We start from the raw sequence: 18023 nt of genomic DNA on the forward strand, positions 1-18023 counted from the left end.
CTGCAAAATACTTTGTATTTTGTTGAGAGCTGAATACGTATACCTTATTATAGTAAGATTTGGAACGGGTTACAATTATTTTTTTACAATAATACATCTACAGTTGCTGCTGATAACGAGACACATTTCTAACACAAAATAATCACATTTTTCTCACACAATCATCTAAATTTCCTCACAGGTTGCACATAAAATTATCATAGATAGATGCCTGGAATATGCGTCCGGCACCTGCAACTTGAAGGAGGTAAGAAACTTGATTGAAGTAAAAAATCTGGTGAAACGCTATGGCGACCACACCGCCGTAGACCACCTTTCTTTTGAAATCGAGAAAGGTAAGATTTATGGTTTCCTGGGCCCCAACGGCGCCGGAAAATCCACAACCATGAATATGATAACCGGCTACATTGCATCTACCGAAGGAACAGTAATCATAGACGGCCATGATATTCTGGAGGAACCTGAGGAGGCAAAAAAATGTATCGGATATCTTCCCGAAATGCCGCCCCTTTATTTTGATATGACCGTTCTGGAATATCTGAAATTCGTTGCAGATCTGAAGAAAATTCCTAAAGATAAAAAAGCATCCATGATCGAAGAAATTATGGATATGGTGAAAATTACCGATATGAAAAACCGTCTGATCAAGAACCTTTCCAAAGGATACAGACAGAGAGTTGGTATTGCCCAGGCAGTACTTGGCTATCCGGAAGTGATCATTCTTGATGAACCGACCGTTGGCCTTGACCCGAAACAGATTAATGAGATTCGTGAACTGATCAAAGGGCTGAAAAAGAAACATACTGTTATACTCAGCTCCCACATCCTTTCCGAAGTCAGCGCAGTATGCGATTACGTGCTGATCATTTCCCATGGAAAACTGGTAGCTAGCGATACACCGGAGAATCTGGGCAAACTGGCAACAGGCTCTAATAACCTGAACCTGCTTGTAAAAGGTCAGAAAGATACCATCAAAGCCGCTCTGGAGGGCGTAGAAGGGGTAAAAGAGGTTACGGTAAAGAAGAGCCCGGAAGAAGGTGTTTATGCGCTTACTGTGAGTACAGAGGAGAACGCGGATGTGCGTGAAAAAGTATTCTACAGTATGGTAAATGCCGGCTGTCCGATTCTTGAAATGCAGTCTAAGAAGGTTTCTCTGGAGGAGATTTTCCTTGAACTTACGGAAAGTGAAAAAAAGGATAAAGACGATTCCGGGAAAAAATCTGGAAAATCTTTTTTTAAAACGGCAGCAGATGCTGAAAATTATCTGAACGGAAAAAATGAGAATAACGAAAATCATGATGATACAGATAATACAGATAATACCGAGAAAAAAGTCCTGGATAACGGACTTTTTGAAACGAGATTGGCTGATTCGGACGAAATATATGATACTGTGTCAGGTAATGGACTTTCTGACGAGATACAGGATAATTCAACAGCGTCTGAGGAAGAAAAGGGGGAGGAGTAAACCATGCTTGCTATTTATAAAAGAGAGCTGAAAAGCTACCTGACCTCTATGGTCGGCTACCTGTTTATGTTTTTTGTACTGTTAATTGCAGGTATCTACTTTTCAGCATATCAGCTTTCAGCTGCATATCCGAAATTTGAATATACTTTAAACGCTATGACCTTTGTGTTCCTGATCGCAGTGCCGATTCTGACCATGCGTGTACTTGCTGAGGAAAGAAAGCAGAAAACAGACCAGTTGCTGCTCACCTCTCCGGTGTCTGTATTCGGCATTGTAATGGGAAAATATCTGGCACTGGTTACTATTTATGCGATACCAATTGTAGTACTGGCAACTTACCCGCTGATCATGGCAAAATTTGGAACCGTTGCATTTGGAGCTGCATACACTGCACTCCTTGGTTTTTTCCTTCTGGGAAGTGCAAACATTGCCATTGGTGTATTCTTCTCAGCAATTACTGAAAGCCAGGTAATTGCGGCAGTTCTTACTTTTGTATTTTTATTTGCATTTTATATGATGAATGGAATTTCATCCTTCTTTTCACAGACAGCAATGTCCACCTGCGTAACATTCGGACTTCTGATCATAGCACTTAGCCTTATGATTTACAGCATGATTAAGAATGCAGTGATTTCTGGTGCAATCTGCGTGATTGGAGAAGTCGCACTGGTAATTGTTTATGTTGTAAAATCCAGTGTTTTTGAAGGAGGAATTCAGAAAGTGCTTGAAGTGTTTAATCTTAGCTCACACTTTGAAAACTTTACAAACAGTATTTTTGATGTGACTGGAGTATTGTATTTCCTGTCTGTTATTACCATCTGTATATTCCTAACCATGCAGACAATATTAAAGAGACGTTGGAATTAAGGAGGTGGGAAAAATGTTTTTTAAGAAGAAAAATGATAATAGTGACAATGAAAACAATATTGAGAGCAATAATATGAACAACAATGAAAATAATAACAATATTGACAATCAAACAATGAATGACAAAAGTGAGATTGAAATTGCTAATGTTAAAAACAATAACAATAAAAACAAAAAACAGAGAAAGAAGTTTAAGGATACAATAAATAAAAAATATCTGAAAAATGGAAGCTACAGTTCCATTATGATTGTTGTTTTCGTTGCTATCATTATTGTTATAAATATGATTGTTGGGAATCTTCCTTCAAAATACACACAGCTGGATATCAGTTCTGAAAAATTGTATACAATCGGGGATGAGACTAAGGCTATGCTGAAAGATCTGGATAAGGATGTTACCATATATCAGATAGCTCAGAGCGGAAGCGAAGACGAGACCATCAGCAATCTGCTTCAGAGATATGCCGATGAATCTGACCATATTACCGTAGAACAGAAGGATCCGGTAGTAAATCCGAAATTTGTCAGCGAGTATACAAGTGATAACCTTGCATCTAACAGCTTGATCGTTGTATGCGGAGATAGAAACAAAGTTGTAAATTATAACAATATTTACGAATCCTCCATAGATTATAACACATACAGCTATCAGACGACAGGGTTTGACGGCGAAGGACAGATCACGAGTGCTATTGCATATGTGACCAGTGAAAACCTGCCAGTATTGTACACTCTGGAGGGACACGGAGAGCAGGAACTTGATTCTACAATTAAGGAAGATATTGAGAAAGCAAACATGGAAATCAAATCCCTGAACCTGCTTACAGAGGGAAGCGTTCCGGACGATGCAAGCTGTCTGCTGATCGATTCTCCTACAACAGATATCTCAGAGGATGAGAAGACAGCCTTGATTGATTATCTGGAGAATGGTGGAAAAGCAATGATTTTCTCCGATTATACAGGGGAAAAGATGGAGAACTTTGAGGCGGTTCTGGGAAATTATGGCGTAAGCAGGGTGGATGGTCTTGTATTTGAGGGAGATGCCCAGCATTATGCAGCGCAGATGCCGTATTATCTGGTTCCTACAGTAAACAGTACAGATATTACATCCGAGATTGCTTCCTCTGGATATTACATCCTGATGCCATATGCACAGGGAATCCAGAAGTCTGATGATGTAAGAGATACGGTTAATATTGAGAGCCTTCTCACAACTTCTGACAGCGCATATTCTAAGACAAATGTGAACAGCGGTACTCTCGAAAAAGAGGATGGAGATGTGGAAGGACCGTTTGATCTGGGAGTCAGCATTACAGAAACTGTAGATAATGATAAAGAGACACATATTATTTATTATTCCACATCAAACTTACTGCAGAGCCAGGTAAACCAGATGGTATCTGGCGGAAACGAAAAACTTGTGATGGCTTCCTTAAGCTCTCTGGTAGACACGGAAAGCAGCACAACAGTCTCTATTCCGTCCAAGAGCCTGGAAGTATCCTATCTGACTTTGACAGCATATGATGCAAGCTTCTGGAAGATCTGTACTATTGGTTTGATCCCTGGAGCATTCCTGTTGGTTGGATTTATGATTTGGTGGAAGAGGAGAAAAGCCTGATGAAGAAAAAATCAGTAAATCTTATTACGGCAGTAGGCGTTTTAGTTATCCTTAGTGGTGCATACGTAGGCGTAAAAGCCTACGTAGCCAGACAGGATGCTGCGGAAGAGTCAAGTGAAGAGGAAGAAAATCCGGAAATTGTTTCCATAGCGTCTGCTGACGTGAAATCTATAAAATTTGTAATTGATAAAAAAGAAGTTACCTTTGAAAAAGACGGAGATTCCTGGGTGAAAAGTGATGAGACTGATTTTCCAGTAGATCAGGATAAAATTGATACGTTAGTCAGCTCTCTGAATTCCATAACAGCAGAGAGGACATTAGAAAACGTAGAAGATGCTTCTGAATATGAACTGGATCAGCCAGAGAACACGATTACAATTACCACTGAAGATGGCGAAACGACGGTAATCCAGATCGGAATGGAAAATGAGTCCACAAATCAGGAGTATATTGACCTGAACAAGGATTCTTCCACTGTGTATGTGGTGAGCAATTCTACACTCTCTTCTTTTGAAGGAGGTCTGTATGACTTTGCCAAAAGTGGTACATTTCCAACCGTGGATTCTTCTACGGTCAGCAAAATCTCTGTAAATGGAAAAGATTCTTCATATACTGTGGAGAAAGATGAAAATAATTTCTGGAATATTACCAGTGATGGTGAGACAGATAAAGCTGATTCCGCCAAGGCAACATCCCTGGCCAGCGCGTTGTCCAGTATGGCGTATGCAAGTTATGTGAATTATAATTGTACGGACGATAAGCTTTCTCAGTACGGATTAGATAAGCCATATGCGGAAATTACAGCGGATTATCAGGAAGAGGTTGAAAAGGACTCCACAGATGAGAAAAACTCCACCGACGGTGGAAACTCTTCTGATAAGGAAAATTCCACTGATGAGGAAAACGAGTCTGAAAACGGCTCTGAGGAGGCTACAGAGGCATCTGAGGACGGAAGCGAGAAAGATGGAAATGAAGACTCTGAGATTGAGGAAAACAGCAGTTTAGAGGATTCAGATGAAAGTGTAGATGAAAACTCAGATGAGAATACTGCAGAGAACTCGGAAACTTTAGATGAGGACTCGGAAGCAGAGACAGAACTGGTTGATAAAGAACTTGTAATTCAGGTTGGCGACCAGTCCTCGGATGGTGGAAGATATGTACGCATAAATGACAGTAGTGAGATTTACACAATTTCTGAAGATTCTCTTGATACTTTCCTTGGTAAGACAAATGCAGATTTCTGGGATCTGACAGTAAGCTATCTGTCTGTAAATAACCTGGAAACGCTGGACGTGAACTATGAAGGCGAAGATTACATTGTAAATGTTTCACGTGAAACATCTGAGGATGAAGCGGAAGATGGCACTGAAGATACAACTGAAGAAACAGAAGAAGTAACGGAAGATGTTGCAAAAGATACGGCTGATGACGCAGACACAGAAACTGCTGAGAATGTTGAAAATACAGATGAAAAAGAAGACACAGAAGACAATGCGGACCGGGAAAATACGGAAACAGCTGGAAATACAGAAAACAGTTCTTCTGCCTCAAACAGCACGAGCGTAACATTGTCTTACACATTGAATGGAAATGAGCTGGATAGTACAACATTTACCGCATTTTACAATAAGCTGATTAACATGACAGCACAAAAACGCCTGACTGATGAGTTCAAGTCAAATGCAGATCCGGAGATGGCTGTAAAATTTACAGACGTAGATGGAAAGGAAACAAACGTAGAATATTATTCTTACGACACGAATTACTATGCTGCTGTTACAGACGGAAAAGTTTATCTGGTAAATAAAATGACTGTAAAAGAACTGTTCCAGGCGTTTGAGACTGTAACTGGAAATGGATCAGAAGAAGATACTTCGTCAACTGATTCTAGCGTTGAAGGCGGAAACACAGATTCGTCTTATTTAGATGAAACAGAGGTGTCAGAAGGTAGTGCTGAATAAATATATAAACAATGCTGGAATTGCTTGAAGAATAAGAGAAGACTTTTATTGTGCACGATGTGTACCACTCTCCAAGAATTAGATGTAAAAATCTAAGGAATGAAGGGTGGTATTTTTATATAATGGGAGATTTCATTGGAATCTCCCATTATATAAAAGCCCTGCTAGGCAGGATCACACTGCGGTAACAAAAGAGCTGTCGCTTACAGCGCCCTGTCACAGACAGAGAATCCTGGAAATACAGAATTTTTTCTTGTAACTGAGCAGATATAGATATGTTAATTACGTGGATCTCGCTAGAACGAAAATGGATTGCTCTACGCTTTGATATGCCCGCATTTCAAATTATATTTATAATCCAGGGTATCGCTATATTTACTATACTAGAGATTACTAAAGAATGCTTGAAAAAACATTCCTGCAATCTGCGCACCCTGTACACCCTCGCTTTGCGGTGTGTTTCGCGTGAATTCGGTTGTTATAGCCCGCTACGACGTCCTCATCCAGGCAAAATCGCCCACAAATTGTGATGCACATCTTGCAGAAAGCCATTTTCAAACAGAACTAGAATGTACTAAAAACATACTAAAAACATTTCCTAAATCTACATGTCTTACTTTGCGATATATTTTACCTTCTTTCAGTCAGTGTAGCCACGCTACACCTCTCTCAACCAGACAAAATCTCCCATAAATTGTGCTTACATCTTACAGAAAGCTATTTTAAACCCCGCTTTGGCTGAAAGTTTAAAAATTGGTGGGATCCGAAAACTGGAACTTGTTTTATAATTGCTTTAATAGGAAGCAATCAAATCTATAAACCTAAAATATAGACGCCTCCAATTGTTGAAAATATAAAATAAAGTACAATAAATGACACTTTAAAACAAAAGACGAAAACAAAGTACAATAAAACGGACGAATAATGAAAGGAATGACGAAAAAAGAGAAAATATTAAGGAGAAATGCGTAAGAAGTAGAAAAATCCTACATTTAAGAAAAACTAATTATAATATAAGAATTTAATAAATATAAAACAGAAAAACAAACTCCATCTGAAAAAGCCCATATAATTTAGGTACCTTGTTTTACAATACATTTCTTTCTTTTATTCTGCCGTGCAATTCGCTATTTGTTTTCAAACGGAGAAAATTTCCAACAAAGTATGGTATATATTCGAGAAATTTTGCTTAAGTATAGAAAGTGAAGCATAAAAATGAGGGGAGTAGATTAAGATTATGCAGATATAAATGCGAAATGTGATATGGTATATAAATACTAGATATTTCCTTACGAAAATAATAATCGAAAGTAGAATAGCATAAACAAATTGACTGGTATGGTTTGGGCTTTAAATATAAAAAGCTTTGAAACTATATATCTTAATAAAAAGCTTTGAAACTATATATCTTAAAATATAATTTCAAAGCTTTTTTGTTGCTTCAAGGGTATACTTATATATCCTTGAAGCAGTTAAAAAAATGCTCCAACCTGTTCGAGAAATGCTTCAACGTTTTCTATATGTGGAAAATGTTTGGAGCATGGAATGGTTACTGCTTCAATTGCAGGATTTGCTTTCTGGTAGGACTCGACGATAGCGGCTCCGTTTGGTTCATCTTCACCTTCTACAATATAAATGCTGTTATCCAGAGATTCTATAGCGTGGCGAATGTTAATATTAGTGTATTTGGCACTTTGACTGGAATACAGGCATTTAGCGTAGTAACCGCCTTTGTGCGCTGCTTCATAATAGGCATCCAGAACATCTTTATCCACATGGAACGGATTATAATAAAGATTATTCAGGAAGAAATCATTAATTGTTTCACGTGAAACAATTATATGATAAATGAAGGTTCCAAATATAGGCAATTCAATAAAGAACTTGAATAATTTGTCTTTTTGTGTAGTGGTTTGCGCAAGAGAAGTCATGCTTACAGGGTTAATAAACATGATTTTGTTAATATTTTTTTTGTCATAAGCAGCTGCAGTGGTAACGTATGAACATGAGAAACCACTTGCAATAATATCTGTTTTTTCTTTAATTACATTTTTAATGAAATCGCAGATGATCTGCACGAAAAGAAAGTTAGTATATGTAATTCCTGCTTTTTCAGAACGACCACATCCTAATAAGTCAAGGGTGTATACGGTATGCTCCTGGACAAGCTGATCCTCAACACGAGACCATTCATATCCGCTGGCACCGGGCATTGTATCATGAATCAGAAGAAGAGGGGAACCGTTTCCCTTCTTGGTATAATAAATTTTTCCAAATCGCCAATTGTAATAATTGTGATTGGAAAAATCAAGCATTTCTTTTAATTGGGAAGAGGTAACGATTACTCTATTGGTAACATGGATGACACCAGCAGCAATAGTGGTGAGAGCAGCTAATGTCAGGATTTTATGTTTGCTGTCTTTCATTTTATAGAGAACCTCCTTTGGGCTTTGTATGTATATTATACGCCAAAAAGGGGCATTTTACAATGATTTTTAGCGCATAAAAGGAAATTGACAGACTATAGGGGAAGAAATTTACTGATAGGAAGCTGAAGTACGTTACTGCGAATAGAGTGAATAATAATACTATAATAATATAATAATGCTATAGAGACGCTACTACCTGCAAGTAATATTCGACAGGATATTTTGTTATCAAAGTTCACAGAAAAGAAAAACTCAGCGCGAAATTATAGTATTGTATGAAAATCCTATACATTACGAAAAGTGCTGCTGTGAACGAAGTGAGTAGTAAAAGTTTTTTGGGGTGATAGTTTTCGCTGGTGGTATTCTGGTGGTATTCCGATAGTAATCCGATAGTACTCCAATAGTATTCCAATGTACTCCGATATACTTCGACTGCATTTCACGAAATGCTTTTGTTACCCCAAATTGCAGAAAAACGGAAATTTTGGAATGAGACATAAAATCATACGAGTACGATATTTATTGTACATTATGGATTTAATTAACTAATAAATTGTATGAAAGACTTTTTCATGCTTCGACTTTGAAAATTTGATGATTATGGAAAGAAAACATGAGAGCATAGAAAGAAAATACGAGAGTATATATTCGTTAAATCCCACTAATAGATGTTTGGAATATCATTAATCTGGGTATAATTAGTACAAAGATAAAAATAGACAATATTTTTATGAAAAGAAATGCCATTTTCTATGTTTCACGTGAAACATTATGTGGCGGGATAAATTCAAAAGTGTTATAATAACAATAGTTGTATGGTGGGGTTGTGCAGAATCTGTAAGATGATGACACAATCTGTAAAATCCAGTTGCTGTTTGCAGTTTTATATTTGAAGAATGTTTCACGTGAAACATGTAAGCAGTAATCAAATAATATGAAAGGGAGGGTTGATATTGGGCAGAACGATTGCGGTTGCTAATCAGAAAGGCGGCGTTGGTAAATCTACTACGGCTATTAACCTTTCAGCATGTTTGGCAGAACAGGGGAAAAAAGTTCTGACAATTGACATGGATCCTCAGGGAAACACTACCAGTGGATTAGGTGTAGATAAAAACGAAGTAGAAGATACACTGTATGAACTTCTGGTAGGACAATCTGATGTTGAGAAAACGATTGTCAAGGATGTTGTGGAAAATGTAGATCTGATACCATCAAATGTAAATCTGTCTGGTGCAGAGATCGAGCTGGTGGGTATTGATAATAAAGAATACATATTGAAAGATATTACGGATAAAATTAAGGAGAATTATGATTTTATTATCATAGATTGTCCTCCGTCTCTGAATATGCTTACTATTAATGCACTTACTGCTGCGACATCTGTTCTAGTCCCAATCCAGTGTGAGTATTATGCACTGGAAGGGTTGTCACAGTTGATACATACTATTGATTTGGTAAAAGACAGATTGAATAATGATCTGGAGATTGAAGGCGTTGTGTTTACTATGTATGATGCCCGTACGAACTTATCTCTACAGGTTGTAGAGAATGTTAAAGAAAATCTTCAGCAGAATATATACAAGACGATTATTCCGAGAAATGTCAGACTGGCAGAAGCGCCAAGTTATGGACAGCCGATTACTCTTTATGATCCAAGGTCCACTGGAGCTGAAGCTTACCGCCTTCTTGCAGAAGAAGTGATAAACAGGGAGGTTGAATAATGGCAGTTAAGAAGAAAGGCCTTGGAAGAGGTCTGGATGCTCTTTTTCCAGAAAAATCAGTGAAACCAACAGAACAAAAGTCAGCACAGAAATCTGTTCCAGCAAGTGAAAATTCACATCAGCAGAGCGAAAACACATCAGCTGTGAAGCCTGAGCCGGAAATGAAAGATACGGCACAGGCCGCACCTGTTGAACCGAAGAAAACAGAAGTACTTGTAAAAATTTCAAAGGTAGAACCAAACAGAACCCAGCCACGCAAGCAGTTTAATGAGGATGCTTTACTGGAATTATCAGAATCAATTAAGCAGTTTGGCATTTTACAGCCACTCCTGGTTTCTAATAAAGGTGATTACTACGAAATTATCGCAGGGGAGAGAAGATGGAGAGCTGCTAAGCTTGCTGGTTTGAAAGAAGTTCCGGTTATTGTAAAAGAATTTAACGATCAGCAGGTAGTTGAAATCTCACTGATTGAAAATATTCAGCGGGAGGACTTAAATCCAATTGAGGAAGCGATGGCTTATAAGCGTCTAATTGACGAATTTAAGCTGAAACAGGACAGCATTGCAGAACGTGTTTCTAAGAGCAGGACAGCAGTGACAAATTCTCTTCGACTTCTGAAATTGGACGACAGGGTTCAGAAAATGCTGATTGACGAAATGATTTCAGCAGGACATGCCCGGGCTATTCTGGCAATTACAGACAAAGAGAAACAAGCTAACGTGGCAATGAAGGTTTTCGATGAGAAATTAAGCGTTCGAGAGACTGAGAAGCTGGTGAAACATATTGTAGATCCGCCGAAGAAGGTCCAGAAGCCGGTAAATATGGCTGAAGATGCAATTTACGAGAGCCTTGAGGAGAAAATGAAAGGAATTATAGGAAGCCGCGTTTTCATCCACAGAAAAAAGAACAATAAAGGTAAAATTGAAATTGAATATTATTCCAGAGACGAACTGGAAAGAATCATTGACTTGTTTGAATCAATAAGATAAGGAGAATGCATGAGCAGTATTTTTGACAGCCTTGGAATTGATCCAGGCATCATCATTATTTTACTGCTGATTCTGACCATCGTTCTGGCGGTGAATGTATTCAGCAGCAAAATGAGGCTAAGCCGATTGGAACGTAAATACAAAATGTTCATGAAAGGCAGTGACGCGCAATCCCTTGAAAAGGTTTTTGTACGAAAGTTTGCCCAGATTGACCGTCTTTACGAAGCAAAAGAAGATCATGAGCATGATATCAGCTTTATTAAACACCGCTTGGAAACAATGTTCAGTAAATATGGTGTTGAAAAGTATGATGCGTTTGATGATGTAGGCGGAAAACTCAGTTTCGCCCTTGCATTACTGGATCAGGATAATTCTGGTATTATTTTAAATGCAGTTCACAGCAGGGATAACTGTTTCCTTTATTTAAAGGAAATTGTAAAGGGAGAGTCCTATGTAATGCTAAGTCAGGAAGAACTGGAAGCTTTAAGAAAAGCAGTTAATTTTGGCCTGGAAAATATTGAAAAGGATGAGTAAACTGGTTAATGTAATTGACCAAGTTGATAGAAAATGTTTCACAAGAAATAATTAAATTAAAATAACAAGATAAATCGACAATAATCTTATAAAAAGTAAGATAGAACAACAACAATCGACGAAAAATGACAATATTGTTATAATGCGTATAACAAACGACAATATTGTTATTAAAATACCAGTTAACCAATTTCTTTTTACAGGCATAAAACAATAATAAATATGTAACGAAAAACGCAAAATAAAAGTACAAAATAAAGGTGCGAAAAAGCGTAAGTAAAAGTACGAAAAACACAACTAAAAGTGCGAAAAAGCACAAGTAGAAGTGCGAAAAAAGTACAAATACAAAATAGAAGTGCAAAATAAAGGTAAAAAATAAAGCACAAGAATAATAAGTAAGACAAGAAATAAGTAAAAATGAAAAAATAAAACGGATACTTACTAAATGTATCAGTACAGGAGGAAAACATGTTAGACATTAAATTTGTGAGAGAAAATCCGGAAATCGTTAAACAGAACATCCGCAACAAATTCCAAGACAGCAAGCTGGAGTTAGTTGACAAGGTTCTGGAACTGGATAAAGAGAACCGTGAGATCAAACAGGAAGTTGAAGCTCTTCGTGCAGAGAGAAACAAAATTTCCAAACAGATTGGTGCTCTTATGGGCCAGGGTAAAAAAGAAGAAGCAGAAGAAGTTAAGAAACAGGTTGCAGCTTCTGGTGAGCGCATTGAGGAACTTTCCAAGAGAGAGAAAGAAGTTGAGGAAGAGCTTCTGAAAGATATGATGGTAATTCCGAATATTATTGATCCATCTGTACCGATTGGTAAAGATGACAGCGAGAACGTTGAGATTGAAAAATTCGGTGAGCCAGTTGTTCCGGACTTTGAAGTTCCATATCATACAGAAATTATGGAAGCTTTTGATGGAATCGACCTTGACAGCGCAAGACGTGTTGCAGGTAACGGATTCTATTATCTGATGGGCGACATCGCAAGACTTCACTCCGCAGTTATCGCATATGCACGTGATTTCATGATCAACAGAGGCTTCACATACTGCGTACCGCCTTTCATGATCAGAAGCAATGTTGTTACAGGTGTTATGAGTTTTGCTGAGATGGATGCAATGATGTACAAAATCGAGGGTGAGGATCTTTATCTGATCGGAACCAGCGAGCATTCCATGATTGGTAAATTCATCGATCAGATCATTCCTGAGGAGGAACTTCCGAAAACTCTTACCAGCTATTCTCCATGCTTCCGTAAAGAGAAAGGTGCTCACGGACTTGAGGAGAGAGGTGTTTACCGTATTCACCAGTTCGAGAAACAGGAGATGATCGTAGTCTGCAAGCCAGAAGAGAGCAAAATGTGGTTTGATAAACTGTGGCAGAACACAGTAGATCTGTTCCGTTCCCTGGATATTCCGGTTCGAACACTGGAATGCTGCTCTGGTGACCTGGCAGACCTGAAAGTGAAATCTCTCGATGTTGAGGCATGGTCTCCAAGACAGAAGAAATACTTTGAGGTAGGAAGCTGCTCCAACCTTGGTGATGCGCAGGCTCGTCGTCTGAAAATCCGTGTAAACGGAAAAGATGGTAAGAAATATCTTGCTCATACCCTTAACAATACAGTTGTAGCTCCGCCAAGAATGCTGATCGCATTCCTCGAGAATAATCTGAATGCAGATGGAAGTGTAAATATTCCGGTAGCACTTCAGCCATATATGGGTGGAATGACAAAAATTGAGAAAAAGTCCAAATAATCGGACTTTACAAACGGGATTGTAGAAAAGTCCATAAAAACGGACAGAAAATACAAACACGATACGACATAATAAATATCATTGTAATAAACAAAACATAATAAATAAACATAATAAACAGTAATTGCAGTAATTACTTTGCAGGGAGGTGATAATGTGCACAGTTATTTGAGAACTGTTGGCTTTTCAAAGGTAAAGTCACGTAAAGAAATGCAGGAAATCATTCAGGATGTGATGAATACTTACGATGAAAAAATTGCAGTAGAAAATCATCCAGACGGTGTTTTTGTACAATATTCCAAGAACTATGGCTGCGACTGCGGAATAACAGTTTGTGGCCAGTACGATGAGGATAATGAGTTTCACGTGGAATATACATTCCCGTTTTTTCGCGGCACAGGGATCACTTCTCAGGAAAATGTAATTGTAGAAAGACATGCAGAAAAAGAGTCTTATGCAGGCGCGTGCGATGATATGCGTCTGGGAGTCACATTAATCTTTTATCTTCAGAACCCAGCAGAATATATGCTGGAGAAGTATAAAGGAAATATGCGGGAAGGACAGCCGCTGACTATTACTGGTCTGGCAAGAGAGGGAAAAATCCTTTTCCCTGTTCAGAAGGATAAAGAGGCTGTGAAAGTAGAGCGGGAGCTGACAAAGAACCGCAACAATCTGATCGCAGCTGCCAGAAATGGTGACGAAGAGGCAATGGAAGACCTGACAATGGAAGATATGGACACGTATTCCATGATTTCCGAGCGCATTGTTACAGATGATGTGCTGACTATTGTGGATACCTGTTTCATGCCCCATGGAATCGAATGTGACCAGTACAGTGTAATGGGTGAGATTGTAGATTTTGTGAATTTTAAGAACATTCTTACTGGTGAAGAACTGTGTCAAATGACCATTGAGTGCAATGATATTCAGTTTGATGTGTGTATAAACAGGGCAGATCTGTTGGGAGAACCAACAGTAGGACGCAGATTCAAAGGATTGATCTGGCTGCAGGGACAATTACACTTTTAAAAAAAGTTCTTGACAATCCAGAAAAAAGTTCGTATAATGCAGAACTATCAAAAGCAAATGAAACTACAAAGGCGTAGAACACTTCAATGTGTCTACGCCTTTTCTGTTTCTAAACTTTTAAAGTCAATCTTTTTACGAGGAGGAGATTAATTATGAGAAAATTCAAAACAATTTCAATGGGACTGGTACTTACAATGGGACTGATGACTGGTCTTGGTGCAACTCAGGTATTTGCAGATGATCAGAAAGTTTACAAGATCGCGTGCGACCAGGCATATGCTCCATTTTCCATTCAGCAGGATGATGGAAGCTATATCGGAATTGATGTAGAACTTCTGGACGCAATCGCAAAAGAAGAAGGTTTTGAATATGAACTGACTCCTATGGATTTCTCCGGTATTATCCCTGCACTTGTTTCCGGAACAATTGACGGTTCCATCGCAGGAATGAATATCACAGATGAAAGAAAAGAGAGCGTTGACTTCTCTGACGGATATTATGAATCCGGTTCCGCACTGGTCGTAAATAAGGATGATGATTCCATTTCTGATTTCGAGAATCTTGATGGAAAGGTTGCAGCTTGCAAGGAAGGAACTACAGGTCAGCTGTGGTGCGAAGACCATGCAGACGAGTATGGATTTGAGACAACTGTTTATCCGGATTCTGTAAGTATGATGATGGCAGTTGCAAACGGTCAGGCAGATTTCCTTATCGAGGATTATCCGGTAATCAGTTATCAGATCAAGATCGGTGAGCAGGAAAATCTGAAAGTTGCTATTGATGCCATCGAGGAAGCACCGCAGAACGGATTTGCTGTAAAGAAAGGTGAAAATGCAGAACTGCTTGAGATGTTTAACGATGGTCTTCAGAAGATCAGAGACAACGGAAAATATGATGAAATCATCGCTGAATATGAATAAGATTGGAAAAATGGTATAAAAATACGAAATAATATTCAGAATGTGTAAAATAGAATCATAGGAAAAAAGATATTCATCAGAATGATACTCATAAAAATAACAATTGAATCGTAAAAAGGCATTCAAGGGAGAACGCAAAAAAGAAGCGTTCTCCCTTGTTCTTTTTTATGACAGGCAAAAAAGGGAACTTTTTAAGGGAAACAAAAAGAAATCCGATAATAAAGAGGTACATTATGGCAGATTATTTTTCCAATTTTATAGAATACTTTCCACGGTTGATGGAAGGTTTAAAACTGACAATTATAATAGCGATTTTTGGTATTCTCCTGGCGGTGGCGCTTGGCATTGTACTTTGTATTTTTTCAATCAGCAACAGTCGTATTTTACAGAAGATTGCCAGTGTGTATATCACAATTATAAGAGGAATTCCCCTTATGATTCTGGCACTTTTTTTGTATTTTGGCGTAATCAAAAACTCTATGACACTGGTGCTTGCGGCAATCATTATCCTTGGAATCAATGCTTCTGCTTATATGGCAGAGATATTCAGAGCAGGTATTCAGGCCATTGATTATGGTCAGATGGAAGCGGCCAGAAGCCTTGGTTTAAGCTATTTCCAGACTATGAGAAAAATCGTTCTTCCCCAGGCGGTAAAGATCATGATTCCGTCTCTTATGAACCAGTTTATCAGCAGTCTGAAGGATACTGCAATTCTTTCCGCAATCAGTGTCAATGAGCTGACAATGACTGCAAAAACCATTATTGCTAGAAACTATAAAGCTTTTGAATTATATTCTTATGCCGCAATCATTTATATTGTATTGATCACCGCTCTGACATGGCTTTCCAAGAAAGTAGAGCGCAGACTCAGCTATGACAAACGTTAGGAGAAATGAATTATGGCAATTATAGAGGTAAAACATTTACATAAAGTATTTGGAGATCTGGAGGTCCTGAAGGATATCTCCTTTAATGTAGAAGAGGGCGAAGTGATTTGCCTGATTGGGCCGTCTGGCTCTGGAAAATCTACCTTGCTCAGATGCCTGAACAAGCTGGAAGAAAAACAGGATGGAGATATTGTGATTCTTGGAGAAAATATTTCCGAAATAAAGAAAATCAATCAGTTCCGTGAAAATATCGGCATGGTATTTCAGCATTTTAATCTTTTCCCAAACTACACTGTGCTGCAGAATATGATCCTGGCACCGACTATGCTGAAAAAAATGTCCAAGGCAGATGCAATTGCAAAAGCGGAGCAGCTGCTGAACCGTGTGGGACTTCTGGATAAAAAGGATGTGTATCCGGTAACTTTATCAGGAGGACAGAAGCAGCGTGTGGCAATAGCCAGGGCACTTGCAATGAACCCGAAGATTATGTTGTTTGATGAGCCTACAAGTGCGCTGGATCCGGAAATGGTAGGAGAAGTTCTGGATGTTATGAAGGAGCTTGCAAAGGAAGGCATGACCATGGTTGTGGTTACACATGAAATGGGATTTGCAAGAGATGTTGCAGACCGGATCATTTTTATGGATGACGGCTACATTGTAGAAGAGGAAAAGCCAGAAGAAATGTTTGCGCACCCGAAAACGGAAAGATGCAGGAATTTCCTTGCCAGTGTTTTGTAAAAACTTTCAGAGTAAACAGATAAGGGAGTGGTCGGATTTGTATCCATGCGTACATATTAACTTGGATAAAATTGCAGAAAATGCAAGAGTCATGAAAGAACTGACCAGAAAATACCATATAGAAATAACTGGTGTAACTAAGGTATTTGGTGGTGAAGAGAAGATTGCTGAAACCCTGGTGAACCAGGGAATTAAAAGACTGGGAGATTCCAGAATTGAAAATATCAAAAATTATGAGAAGCTGCCATGTGAAAAATGGCTTATCCGTATGCCGTCCGTGTCTGAGGCGAGAGACGTGGTCCAGTTCTGTGACGTATCAGTAAATTCAGAACTTACCACACTTAAAGCACTTAACCGGCAGGCGATAGAGTTAAAAAAGAAACACAAAGTAATTCTGATGGTTGATCTGGGAGATCTTCGCGAAGGATATTTTGAAGAGGAACATCTGGCAGAAGCAATAAACTATGCAAAGCAGGCAAAGGGGTTGGATTTGTATGGACTTGGTACAAATCTGACCTGTTTTTCTTTTGTGCAATCGGATGAAGAGAAAATGAACCGGCTTCTTAGTCTGGCAAAAAAATACGATGCAACGGTGTGTATCAGCGGCGGCAATTCGGCGACGGTTCATCTGATGATGGAGAATGGAATTCCGGAAGGGATTAATAATCTTCGCCTTGGGGAATCTGTGTTGTTCGGAAGAGAGCGTACAAACTATGAATATTTGCCTGGAACAAGTAATGACGCATTTATTATGGAGGCTGCGATCATTGAATCAAAGGAAAAGCCATCCATGCCAATTGGACGGATCGGAGCAGACAGTTACGGACATGTACCTGTTTTTACAGACAAGGGAATCAGAAAGAGAGCAATCTGTGCCCTTGGCAGGCAGGATGTTGATATAGAAACCATGTGGCCTGTAGATAAAGGTGTGGAAATCATCGGAGCCAGCAGTGATCATCTGATCGTAGATGTCACAGACTGTGAGAGAAAGTTTAAGACAGGGGATAAGATCTGTTTCCGTCTGGGATATTTTGCCGTGATGCGGGCTTTTACCAGCAAATATGTGAAAAAATTATATGAATAAAATGCAGGAGGCAAATT

The 18023-nt window shown here is 38.7% G+C and carries 15 protein-coding genes and 1 pseudogene; 14 read left to right on the forward strand and 2 right to left on the reverse strand.

What is annotated here, in order from left to right:
- Positions 1 to 256 precede the first annotated feature (256 nt).
- The 4 genes and pseudogenes from ACTQWB_RS16050 to ACTQWB_RS16065 form a co-directional block, all read left to right on the forward strand.
- A pseudogene (locus tag ACTQWB_RS16050) lies at positions 257 to 1213 on the forward strand (ABC transporter ATP-binding protein); the annotation flags it as partial.
- A 258-nt stretch (positions 1214 to 1471) separates the two neighbouring features.
- Positions 1472 to 2335: an ABC transporter permease gene (locus tag ACTQWB_RS16055; RefSeq protein WP_441502439.1), complete on the forward strand. Its 864-nt coding sequence runs from the start codon at positions 1472 to 1474 to the stop codon at positions 2333 to 2335.
- Between the two features lie 13 nt (positions 2336 to 2348).
- The gene (locus ACTQWB_RS16060) at positions 2349 to 3953 is read left to right on the forward strand and encodes a GldG family protein (RefSeq protein WP_441502438.1); all 1605 of its coding nucleotides are present in this window, start codon (positions 2349 to 2351) and stop codon (positions 3951 to 3953) included.
- On the forward strand, positions 3953 to 5914 hold the full coding sequence (locus ACTQWB_RS16065) for a DUF4340 domain-containing protein (RefSeq protein ID WP_441502437.1): 1962 nt from the start codon (positions 3953 to 3955) through the stop codon (positions 5912 to 5914). Before ACTQWB_RS16060 ends, ACTQWB_RS16065 begins: the two co-directional genes overlap by 1 nt.
- 393 nt (positions 5915 to 6307) lie before the next feature.
- Here the strand turns inward: ACTQWB_RS16065 and ACTQWB_RS16070 are convergent, their stop codons facing one another.
- Positions 6308 to 6466 carry a DUF6783 domain-containing protein gene (locus tag ACTQWB_RS16070; protein ID WP_441514613.1) on the reverse strand — a complete coding sequence of 53 codons (159 nt, stop codon included), beginning with the start codon at positions 6464 to 6466 and terminating at the stop codon, positions 6308 to 6310.
- On the opposite strand from ACTQWB_RS16070, the gene ACTQWB_RS16075 reads away from it, so the two are divergent.
- Entirely contained in the window at positions 6416 to 6607 is a 192-nt protein-coding gene (locus ACTQWB_RS16075; RefSeq protein ID WP_441514614.1) for a DUF6783 domain-containing protein, read from the forward strand. The genes ACTQWB_RS16070 and ACTQWB_RS16075 overlap by 51 nt on opposite strands.
- A 779-nt stretch (positions 6608 to 7386) precedes the next feature.
- On the opposite strand, the gene ACTQWB_RS16080 is transcribed toward ACTQWB_RS16075, so the two are convergent.
- On the reverse strand, positions 7387 to 8340 hold the full coding sequence (locus ACTQWB_RS16080) for an alpha/beta fold hydrolase (protein WP_441502435.1): 954 nt from the start codon (positions 8338 to 8340) through the stop codon (positions 7387 to 7389).
- A 956-nt stretch (positions 8341 to 9296) separates the two neighbouring features.
- Here ACTQWB_RS16080 and ACTQWB_RS16085 point away from each other — a divergent pair.
- The 9 genes from ACTQWB_RS16085 to ACTQWB_RS16125 all read left to right on the forward strand — a co-directional run bounded on the left by ACTQWB_RS16085 (position 9297) and on the right by ACTQWB_RS16125 (position 18006).
- Positions 9297 to 10064: a ParA family protein gene (locus ACTQWB_RS16085; protein ID WP_441502434.1), complete on the forward strand. Its 768-nt coding sequence runs from the start codon at positions 9297 to 9299 to the stop codon at positions 10062 to 10064.
- Positions 10064 to 11053 (forward strand): ParB/RepB/Spo0J family partition protein, encoded by a 990-nt coding sequence (locus ACTQWB_RS16090; protein WP_441502433.1) that lies wholly within the window; start codon positions 10064 to 10066, stop codon positions 11051 to 11053. Before ACTQWB_RS16085 ends, ACTQWB_RS16090 begins: the two co-directional genes overlap by 1 nt.
- Before the next feature lie 9 nt (positions 11054 to 11062).
- Positions 11063 to 11587, forward strand: coding sequence for a DUF4446 family protein (locus ACTQWB_RS16095; RefSeq protein ID WP_441502432.1), 525 nt, complete (start codon positions 11063 to 11065; stop codon positions 11585 to 11587).
- Positions 11588 to 12055: 468 nt separating this feature from the next.
- Positions 12056 to 13348 (forward strand): serine--tRNA ligase, encoded by a 1293-nt coding sequence (gene serS / locus ACTQWB_RS16100; RefSeq protein WP_441502431.1) that lies wholly within the window; start codon positions 12056 to 12058, stop codon positions 13346 to 13348.
- Positions 13349 to 13504: 156 nt separating this feature from the next.
- Positions 13505 to 14377, forward strand: a complete 873-nt coding sequence (locus ACTQWB_RS16105) for a DUF3881 family protein (RefSeq protein ID WP_441502430.1) — start codon at positions 13505 to 13507, stop codon at positions 14375 to 14377.
- Positions 14378 to 14529: 152 nt separating this feature from the next.
- Entirely contained in the window at positions 14530 to 15297 is a 768-nt protein-coding gene (locus ACTQWB_RS16110; RefSeq protein ID WP_441502429.1) for a transporter substrate-binding domain-containing protein, read from the forward strand.
- A 233-nt stretch (positions 15298 to 15530) separates the two neighbouring features.
- Positions 15531 to 16184, forward strand: coding sequence for an amino acid ABC transporter permease (locus tag ACTQWB_RS16115; RefSeq protein ID WP_441502428.1), 654 nt, complete (start codon positions 15531 to 15533; stop codon positions 16182 to 16184).
- A 12-nt stretch (positions 16185 to 16196) separates the two neighbouring features.
- Positions 16197 to 16922, forward strand: coding sequence for an amino acid ABC transporter ATP-binding protein (locus ACTQWB_RS16120; protein ID WP_441502427.1), 726 nt, complete (start codon positions 16197 to 16199; stop codon positions 16920 to 16922).
- A 37-nt stretch (positions 16923 to 16959) separates the two neighbouring features.
- Positions 16960 to 18006 (forward strand): alanine/ornithine racemase family PLP-dependent enzyme, encoded by a 1047-nt coding sequence (locus tag ACTQWB_RS16125; RefSeq protein ID WP_441502426.1) that lies wholly within the window; start codon positions 16960 to 16962, stop codon positions 18004 to 18006.
- The last annotated feature ends 17 nt before the right edge of the window (positions 18007 to 18023 follow it).

Source organism: Blautia sp. HCP3S3_H10_2, assembly GCF_052122375.1.
GTDB lineage: Bacteria > Bacillota > Clostridia > Lachnospirales > Lachnospiraceae > Blautia_A.

Bases quoted from the DNA above. Each gene is read 5' to 3' on its own strand.
- ACTQWB_RS16095 (WP_441502432.1), top strand. From the start codon at position 11,063: ATGAGCAGTATTTTTGACAGCCTTGGAATTGATCCAGGCATCATCATT.
- serS (WP_441502431.1), top strand. From the start codon at position 12,056: ATGTTAGACATTAAATTTGTGAGAGAAAATCCGGAAATCGTTAAACAG.
- ACTQWB_RS16110 (WP_441502429.1), top strand. From the start codon at position 14,530: ATGAGAAAATTCAAAACAATTTCAATGGGACTGGTACTTACAATGGGA.
- ACTQWB_RS16115 (WP_441502428.1), top strand. From the start codon at position 15,531: ATGGCAGATTATTTTTCCAATTTTATAGAATACTTTCCACGGTTGATG.
- ACTQWB_RS16065 (WP_441502437.1), top strand. From the start codon at position 3,953: ATGAAGAAAAAATCAGTAAATCTTATTACGGCAGTAGGCGTTTTAGTT.
- ACTQWB_RS16055 (WP_441502439.1), top strand. From the start codon at position 1,472: ATGCTTGCTATTTATAAAAGAGAGCTGAAAAGCTACCTGACCTCTATG.
- ACTQWB_RS16060 (WP_441502438.1), top strand. From the start codon at position 2,349: ATGTTTTTTAAGAAGAAAAATGATAATAGTGACAATGAAAACAATATT.
- ACTQWB_RS16070 (WP_441514613.1), bottom strand. From the start codon at position 6,466: ATGGCTTTCTGCAAGATGTGCATCACAATTTGTGGGCGATTTTGCCTG.
- ACTQWB_RS16120 (WP_441502427.1), top strand. From the start codon at position 16,197: ATGGCAATTATAGAGGTAAAACATTTACATAAAGTATTTGGAGATCTG.
- ACTQWB_RS16080 (WP_441502435.1), bottom strand. From the start codon at position 8,340: ATGAAAGACAGCAAACATAAAATCCTGACATTAGCTGCTCTCACCACT.
- ACTQWB_RS16090 (WP_441502433.1), top strand. From the start codon at position 10,064: ATGGCAGTTAAGAAGAAAGGCCTTGGAAGAGGTCTGGATGCTCTTTTT.